Genomic DNA, 554 nt, shown 5'->3' with positions numbered 1-554 from the left:
CTCATGAGAAATCCCCTAAATGTCTTGGTGGGAATTTAGGGGATTTTGGGGGGATTTTGCAAAGGTCTCTCCCTGCGATATCCGCCGCACAAAAGGCCGTCTGAAACCCTTTTTCAGACGGCCTCTTCCTTGCCGTTTTGGCGTCGCCACTGCGCTGCGCAGGCTGCATCCGAAGTTTCGCAATGCCCTGCGGTTCCCAAACAGTGCGGCCTGAAAGCGGTTTTGTATAGACACGCAGTTGGCCGATAATCCGCTTTTTTCTTGCGGAGGTAACAATGGCGCGCGGCTCGGATGTCCAATCACAAAACAAACAGATTAAGGAAAACTGCCTGCGGGAAGCCCGCTATTAGCGCGAACACGGCCTGCCTGATGTCTTGGCGCAAGTTTGCCGAGAGCACGGAATCGATACCAAACGCGCCGTGTTTTTTGATGTGGGCGGCTCGTTTGACAACAATAGTTTTCACGAAGCCGAATATCTCTACGGTTGGGTCATGCACGGGCGGGGAGCAGATTGTTTATTTTGAGATCGAACTTGCGGAAGACGGTTCCCCGCC

Annotated in this window: 1 protein-coding gene; it reads left to right on the top strand. The window is 53.2% G+C overall.

The window, feature by feature from the left end; genetic code table 11:
* Positions 1-369 precede the first annotated feature (369 nt).
* A partial coding sequence (locus MB824_RS08435) for a hypothetical protein (RefSeq protein ID WP_238748018.1) occupies positions 370-554 on the top strand: 185 nt, incomplete at its 3' end.

This window comes from Kingella pumchi (assembly GCF_022288825.1).
Lineage (GTDB): Bacteria > Pseudomonadota > Gammaproteobacteria > Burkholderiales > Neisseriaceae > Kingella_D > Kingella_D pumchi.
The sequence above is the reverse complement of the archived record's forward strand: the minus strand, read 5'-3'. Positions and strand labels throughout refer to the sequence as shown.